Below are 8035 nucleotides of genomic sequence, written 5' to 3'. Positions count from 1 at the left end.
TAATTGAGGCCGTGGGTCTATCTTCTGAAGCAGAGCTAACGGCAGCCATTGAGCGCCCAGAAAGTTCCCTTGTCGGAACGGATGCTGGAGAGTTAGCAGGTGTGGGTGCGAACGGTGTTGTTGTCTCAGGTAGCTTGTCTGAAGTGATTGGTCAGTTCGATGTCTTGATTGACTTCACTGCGCCCGTAGCGACCTTGGCAAATGCTAAGTTATGTGCGGAGCATGGTAAGGGTATTGTTATCGGAACGACTGGCTTTACCGTTGAAGAAGAGGAGGAGTTGTTATTGGCTCAGTCTTCTGCGGCAATGTGTAAGGCTGCCAACTTTAGTACAGGCGTAAATGTTTGCCTGAACCTGCTTCAAAAAGCGGCTGAAATTTTGGGTGACGACTACGATGTTGAGGTTTACGAAGCTCATCATCGACATAAGGTTGACGCGCCTTCTGGTACTGCACTGGCGATGGGGCAAGCGGTGGCCGATGGTTTGGATCGGGATTTACGCTCGGTTGCGGTTTATGGGCGAGAAGGTCAAACCGGTGCACGTGATAAAGAAACTATTGGTTTTGCGACCGTTCGTGGTGGTGATGTTGTCGGTGATCACACCGTGATGTTTTTGGGCGAAGGTGAGCGTGTAGAGATTACTCACAAAGCGTCTAGCCGTATGTCTTTCGCTCGGGGTGCAGTTCGTGCTGCAGCCTGGTTGCAGAGTCAGAAGCCTGGCTTGTATGAAATGCGAGATGTTCTGAATTTGAAATAAGTGGCTTGGCTAAAAAATGCGCTATGAACTGCCTCTCACTGATAGACATAATTGTCATAAATGTGTACAATGCCGCCGTTTGAATAGTGGTTGTCTATTCAAAGCCCGCATGTATCAGCAGGGTTAACATTGAAGCGCGCGCAAGTATAAGAATTTTAAGCGAGGTGGGGTAAGCTCCGTCTCGCTTTTTTGCAACTTATCTGTGTGAAAATGCTGCTTTGAATGCCTGCTCGGGGACCAGATGCTTATCGCTTATACCTAGCGTGTAGTTTCTGAAGGCCACTTCAAACCCGCCTAAAGACGGTATCTTTATTATTCTCTCCTAGCCGATTACGACGAGGAACTGGCGTTGACAAAACCTGCAATTTTAGCACTTGAAGATGGCTCCATTTTTAAAGGAGTCTCCATTGGATCAGACGGTGAAACCATCGGGGAAGTTGTATTTAATACAGCGATGACCGGGTATCAAGAAATCCTGACTGACCCTTCCTATGCAAAACAAATCGTAACTTTGACTTATCCGCATATCGGAAATACCGGTGTTAATGCCGAAGATGTTGAGTCAGATAAAATTTGGTCAGCAGGCTTGGTTATACGTAACTTGCCTTTATTGGCGAGTAGCTGGCGTTCAGAAAAGCCTCTTAACGAATACCTTGAAGAAAACGGCATTGTCGCGATTGCAGATATTGATACACGCCGTTTGACGCGAATCTTGCGTGAAAAAGGTGCACAGAATGGCTGCATTATCGCTGGTGATGACATTAGTGAAGAAAAGGCGCTAGCCGCTGCGAAGTCGTTCCCTGGTCTAAAAGGTATGGACTTGGCGAAAGAGGTGACACGCACTGAACAGGCCTCTTGGACAGAAGCTGAGTGGTCACTAACTGACGGGTATGGCGAGCAAAGCGAAACAGAATTCCATGTTGTGGCTTATGACTTTGGTGTTAAGAATAACATTCTAAGAATGCTCGCGGAGCGTGGTTGTAAACTAACAGTTGTTCCAGCGAAAACGCCTGCTGCGGATGTACTGGCTATGTCACCTGACGGAGTGTTTCTATCTAACGGCCCGGGCGATCCAGAGCCATGTGATTATGCGATTGCAGCAATCAAAGACATACTGGAAACCAAGGTTCCGGTATTCGGCATTTGCTTAGGTCACCAGCTACTTGCGCTAGCGAGTGGCGCGAAGACTGAAAAGATGAAGTTTGGTCACCACGGTGCGAACCATCCGGTACAGAATCTAGAAGACAAAACTGTGATGATTACCAGTCAGAACCACGGTTTTGCAGTGGACGAGAGTTCACTACCAGATTGTCTAAAAGCAACACATAAGTCTCTATTTGATGGTTCCTTACAAGGTATTGAACGCACGGATACTCCAGCGTTTAGTTTCCAGGGCCATCCCGAAGCGAGCCCGGGCCCGCATGATGTCGCGCCTTTGTTTGACCGCTTCATCGATACGATGAGAGCTCGTGCTAAGTAATTAGTACTGTTGTTTAGTCAGCAAAATACTTGCTGAAAGTGAACCTATTTTGTTGTGAGTGAGCACCTTAGCTATTTACAACCTAACTCTTAGAGAACGGAAAGAATTAAATGCCAAAGCGTACCGACATAAAGAGTATTCTAATACTAGGCGCCGGCCCTATCGTCATCGGGCAGGCCTGTGAGTTTGACTATTCAGGTGCTCAAGCGTGTAAAGCGCTTCGCGAAGAGGGTTATCGAGTTATCTTGGTTAACTCTAACCCGGCAACCATTATGACTGATCCTGCAATGGCCGATGCGACTTATATCGAGCCGATTACCTGGCAGACAGTTGAAAAGATTATCGAGAAAGAGCGCCCTGACGTGTTGTTGCCAACAATGGGTGGTCAGACTGCATTGAACTGTGCATTGGACCTAGAGCGCGAAGGTGTGCTTGATAAGTACAACGTTGAAATGGTTGGAGCGAATGCTGATACCATCGACAAAGCGGAAGATCGTGAGCGCTTTGATAAAGCAATGAAGGCAATCGGCCTTGAAACACCGCGTTCTGCGATTGCTCATAGCATGGAAGAAGCGCTTCAGGTGCAAGACTCTTTAGGCTTCCCTTGTATTATTCGACCTTCTTTCACCATGGGTGGAAGTGGTGGCGGTATCGCTTATAACAAAGAAGAGTTCGTAGAGATTTGTGAGCGTGGTTTGGACCTGTCACCCACGAACGAGCTTTTGATTGATGAGTCCCTGATTGGTTGGAAAGAATATGAAATGGAAGTTGTTCGTGACAAGAACGACAACTGTATCATTATCTGTTCTATCGAAAACTTTGACGCGATGGGTGTTCACACCGGTGACTCGATTACCGTTGCACCGGCACAAACGCTGACCGATAAAGAATATCAAATAATGCGTAATGCCTCTTTGGCAGTACTGCGTGAGATTGGTGTTGAAACTGGTGGCTCAAACGTCCAGTTTGGTATGAACCCGAAAGATGGCCGTATGGTGGTTATCGAGATGAACCCGCGTGTATCGCGTTCATCTGCTTTGGCGTCTAAAGCAACCGGTTTCCCGATTGCCAAAGTTGCCGCTAAATTGGCGATTGGTTATACCCTGGATGAGTTGCAGAATGATATTACAGGTGGCGTAACGCCGGCTTCATTCGAGCCATCAATCGATTATGTTGTCACTAAGATTCCTCGTTTTACCTTCGAGAAGTTCCCTCAGGCAGATCCGATTCTAACGACACAGATGAAGTCGGTAGGTGAGGTTATGTCTATTGGCCGAACCTTCCAGGAATCGCTACAGAAAGCTTTACGTGGTTTGGAAGTCGGTTCTTACGGCTTCGAGCCGAAATTGGATCTGGCTTCTGAAGATGCTAAATCAGAGATGATTCGAGAGCTTCGTAACCCGAGTGCCGAGCGTATCTGGTATGTCGGTGATGCTTTCCGTTCTGGCATGTCGGTTGATGAAATTTACAAGCTAAGCGGCATCGACCCTTGGTTCCTGGTTCAGATTGAAGATTTGATTGAAGAAGAGTGTGTTGTATCGAATATGACACGCACAGACATGACTGCTGAAGCGATGCTTCGTCTTAAGCGTAAGGGTTTTGCTGATCACCGTTTGGCAGAGCTACTTGGTATTACCGAGAAAGAATTGCGTACGCTACGTCAGGGCTTCGATATTCGCCCTGTCTATAAGCGTGTTGATACCTGTGCTGCAGAATTCTCATCGAACACGGCTTACATGTACTCAACCTATGAAGAAGAGTGTGAGTCTCAGGTTACTGACAAAGAAAAGATCATTGTTATCGGTGGTGGCCCTAACCGTATTGGCCAGGGTATTGAGTTCGATTACTGCTGTGTTCATGCTGCCTTTGCCATGCGTGAAGACGGTTACGAGACCATCATGATCAACTGTAACCCAGAGACGGTTTCAACGGATTACGATACTTCAGACCGTTTGTACTTTGAGTCAATTACCCTGGAAGACGTATTAGAAATCGTTCAGCTAGAGAAGCCAAAGGGCGTGATTGTGCATTATGGCGGTCAGACGCCACTTAAGCTTGCGCGTGGTTTAGAAGAAGCTGGAGTGCCAATTATTGGTACTAGCCCAGATGCAATCGACCGTGCAGAAGATCGTGAGCGCTTCCAGCAAATGATTGAGCGCTTGGGCTTACGTCAGCCAGAAAATGCCACGGTTCGAAGCCATGAAGAAGCGATTACTAAAGCGACTGAAATCGGTTATCCGCTAGTTGTTCGTCCATCTTATGTATTGGGCGGGCGTGCAATGGAGATCGTCTATAACGAAGCTGAGCTAGTTAAGTACATGAAGGAGGCGGTTAGCGTATCTAACGACAGCCCTGTCTTGCTAGACCACTTCTTGAACGCGGCGATTGAGGTTGATATTGATGCCATTAGTGATGGTAAAGATGTCGTGATTGGTTCAATCATGCAGCATATCGAGCAGGCGGGTGTACACTCGGGTGACTCGGCTTGTTCATTGCCTCCATATACCTTGTCTCAAGAAGTTCAGGAAGAGATGAAGGAAGTCGTTAAAGCTATGGGTCTAGAACTTGGTGTTGTAGGTTTGATGAACGTCCAGTTGGCTTATCAGGATGGTTTGATTTACGTGATCGAGGTTAACCCTCGAGCATCACGTACAGTACCGTTTGTTTCTAAAGCTATTGGCACTTCATTGGCGAAGGTTGCTGCACGTTGTATGGCAGGTAAAACCCTGGCAGAGGCGGGCTTTACCGAGGAAGTGGTGCCTAAGCACTTCAGTGTCAAAGAGTCTGTTTTCCCGTTCAACAAGTTCCCATCTGTTGACCCGATCCTTGGCCCTGAAATGAAGTCAACGGGTGAAGTTATGGGTATCGGTGATACCTTCGATGAAGCCTTTGCTAAAGGAGTTATTGCTGCAGGTGGTGTATTGCCGAGCGGCGGTAAGGCGTTCTTGAGCGTGAGAGAAGTTGATAAGGAAGGCGTAATTGAAGTGGCACGCCTGCTTAACGAAATTGGTTTCGCTTTGGTCGCAACCTCCGGTACTGCGAAAGCGCTAGCAGAGGCAGGCTTGGAAGTTGAGTCTATTAATAAGGTTCAAGAAGGTCGTCCGCATGTTGTTGATGCCATTAAGAATGGCGATATTGACCTGATTGTTAATACTACTGAAGGTAGACGAGCCATCGCAGACTCTGCTCAAATCAGACAATCTGCTTTGCAGAAGAAGATTGCTTACAGTACGACTCTTGCTGGTGGTGATGCAACTGCACGAGCTATTCGTTTTGGTGCTGAGAAGCACGTACGTAGACTTCAAGACTTACACTAGAAAACTCGTTTATTTTATAACCCGGAGCTAATGCTTCGGGTTATTTTTTTCAGCTGTTTATACAGATGGCTCTTTTTTGATAACTCGAATTAATTGCTTGTTGATGATGAGTATAAGCGTGACTGAAAGAAGAGCTCTCACTAAATATGGTAAAAGAATAAAGGAAGGAAGATGAATCGAATTCCAATGACTGTTGAAGGCGAAAAAGCCCTTCAAGAAGAATTAGTAGAATTGAAAACTGTAAAGCGCCCACAGGTTATCGAAGCGATTGCCGATGCGCGTGAGCACGGTGATCTAAAAGAAAATGCTGAATATCATGCAGCGAGAGAGCAGCAAGGCTTTATAGAAGGTCGAATTCAGGAGCTGGAAGGTAAGCTTTCAAACTCCCAGATTATCGATGTTAAGTCTATCCCTCATACAGGAAAAGTTATTTTTGGTACCACGGTTTCATTGATCAATATCGATACGGATGAAGAAGTTCGTTATCACATTGTTGGTGATGATGAGGCTGATATCAAGGCAGGCAAAATCTCTATTTCTTCACCAATCGCTCGAGCGATTATTGGTAAAGAAGAAGGTGATACCGTAGGCGTTCAGGTGCCTAGCGGAATCGTTGAGTATGAAATTGATGAAGTGCTTCACGTTTAATCTTGATCATCTTTTAAAAAGGCTGAGGTTAGCATTGACTTCAGCCTTTGCCTTCCTGGTTAGTTACTAATCTATTAAGCCTAATTCAATAGCTAGCTTAATCATGGCTTTTAGGGCAGCCTCTTTCGGAAAGGGATGGTCTAGGTTTGGTGACCCAAATCTCATTAGTTTAGGGAATGCATCGTAGGACATATCCCAATGATGTGCGTTTAACATGGCTAGATCTGCTGACATGCCGGTCTTTATTTTTGCTTGAGCTTGGGTAAGCTGCATATCATTATGAGCGTCGTATTTGTTTAACTCCATTACGCCCTGCATTTGAAAATAAGGTACTTCCAGCGCTGTTGTCGAACCCGTGATGTTAAAAATAGGGATGTCTAAAGAATCAAATAATTCTCTATTCTGATCTAGGAAGGACATTCGCGCTTTAGTTGTCAGATCATATACCGCCTCTTTTACATTGTATTCATCCATACGTCTAAACGTGCCAGATTTGAGGTTTATTGCGGGTGAAATGAGCGATAAGAAGCTTGCTAATGCTTTTTCAACTTTAGGGATGTCTAGGTTCTTAATCGAGTTATATATGTCATCCGCTAAATAGGAGCCACCGATGGCTCCTCCCCAATTATAGATACAGCGAATTTTGTTTTTTAAATCGGGGCGCTGCGCGAGCAGTTCGTAGATATCGGGAGCACCTTTGCTGTAACCAATTAAAAATATATCTCCGGGTGTCTTTTGTTCGGACGGTGGGATTGTTGTTGTGTCAGCTGCTAATCCGGCACCGTGGTCAATCGCGGCGATCAAGTCATCAATATTAGAGCTGCAACCGCGCATAGGGTGATTGTCTGCTCGTATAATCCTTATACCGAGCTCGTCCTGGATTTTAGGGAAGGCGTTTTGAAAAGCCCTAACAGGCAACATGCCATTCAACAGACCGGGTGAGAATATTAGCGTAGTATTACGAACTCTATTTGTGCTCTTAAATTCGGGGATTTCCAGTTTCCATTCCCGTATTTCATCGCCCCTCAAAAACTGTTCTGCAAGTTTTTGTTTGTTTGGTCGCTTGTCTTTGCGGCCAAGTAGTTTGGTTTTATCTGCTTTTTTTAAAGCAATATTGTCTTGAAGTGCTTCGGTTAGAAATATATTTCTCCATCGAATGCCGCACCAGCGCTTAATATAAGGGTGCGCATAGTTTTTACGGTCGCTTTGTAGAATCAATCTAATATTCGTAATTAGTTGTTCGTAATCGCCTTTGTTCTCCAGTGTTTCGAGTAGATTCAGTTGTTCCTTATTCATTATAAGATCAATGTTCCTTTAATGTCTCAATATGTTGAATAGCGATCATTATATAATAGAATAGTTCGAAGTCGAACTCTTTGGTCTTTAAGTTAGCGCGTGTCGTCACAACACGAGAGAATTATTTAATAGAGAGTCTTATTCGCAGTGAAGTCTTCCTGAATAAAAAGAAAGACGTGTTCGATAAAATTTTGGTTTGTGTTGTGTAAAAGAGCTTATTGCCCTTTTAATAAGTGGATGCTTTCCTCAGCGAAGCCAGTTCCTACCTCTGCATAGTAGTTGAAAGCAATATCGGCACCTAAACCCATTAGCTCTTTTTGTTGGTCTTCATATTGTGCAATGACGGAAATTTTTCCTGAATAAGAAGTATGCTTCAACTGATAGATAATGTTCTTCATCTCGTTGACTGAAGGCAGGGCTAACATAATTAGTTTTATGTCGCTTAATGGGGCCTGTTCCCAGAACTCAATGTCATCACCATCACCGCATATAATATTAATGCCTTGTTCCTTGAACCCCTGTGCCCGTTTTGGGTCAAG

Annotated in this window: 6 protein-coding genes; 4 read left to right on the top strand and 2 right to left on the bottom strand. The window is 45.2% G+C overall.

What is annotated here, in order from left to right; genetic code table 11:
* The first annotated feature begins 2 nt into the window (after positions 1–2).
* From dapB to greA, 4 genes are all read left to right on the top strand, one after another.
* Positions 3–755, top strand: coding sequence for a 4-hydroxy-tetrahydrodipicolinate reductase (gene dapB / locus A3756_RS08865; RefSeq protein ID WP_068553353.1), 753 nt, complete (start codon positions 3–5; stop codon positions 753–755).
* Positions 756–1104: 349 nt separating this feature from the next.
* Complete coding sequence (gene carA / locus A3756_RS08860) at positions 1105–2235, top strand: glutamine-hydrolyzing carbamoyl-phosphate synthase small subunit (protein WP_068553352.1); 1131 nt, start codon at positions 1105–1107, stop codon at positions 2233–2235.
* A gap of 110 nt (positions 2236–2345) precedes the next feature.
* Entirely contained in the window at positions 2346–5552 is a 3207-nt protein-coding gene (gene carB / locus A3756_RS08855; RefSeq protein ID WP_068508947.1) for a carbamoyl-phosphate synthase large subunit, read from the top strand.
* A gap of 171 nt (positions 5553–5723) precedes the next feature.
* Complete coding sequence (gene greA / locus A3756_RS08850; protein WP_068508948.1) at positions 5724–6200, top strand: transcription elongation factor GreA; 477 nt, start codon at positions 5724–5726, stop codon at positions 6198–6200.
* A gap of 66 nt (positions 6201–6266) precedes the next feature.
* Here greA and A3756_RS08845 read toward each other — a convergent pair whose 3' ends face one another.
* Together A3756_RS08845 and A3756_RS08840 are read right to left on the bottom strand one after the other, a co-directional pair.
* A complete protein-coding gene (locus A3756_RS08845) occupies positions 6267–7496 on the bottom strand; it encodes a hypothetical protein (RefSeq protein WP_068508950.1) in 1230 nt (409 codons plus the stop codon).
* Positions 7497–7711: 215 nt separating this feature from the next.
* Positions 7712–8035: NAD-binding protein (locus A3756_RS08840; protein ID WP_197481256.1), on the bottom strand; the 324-nt coding region annotated here is incomplete at its 5' end.

The organism is Oleiphilus sp. HI0086, assembly GCF_001635225.1.
The sequence above is the reverse complement of the archived record's forward strand: the minus strand, read 5'-3'. Positions and strand labels throughout refer to the sequence as shown.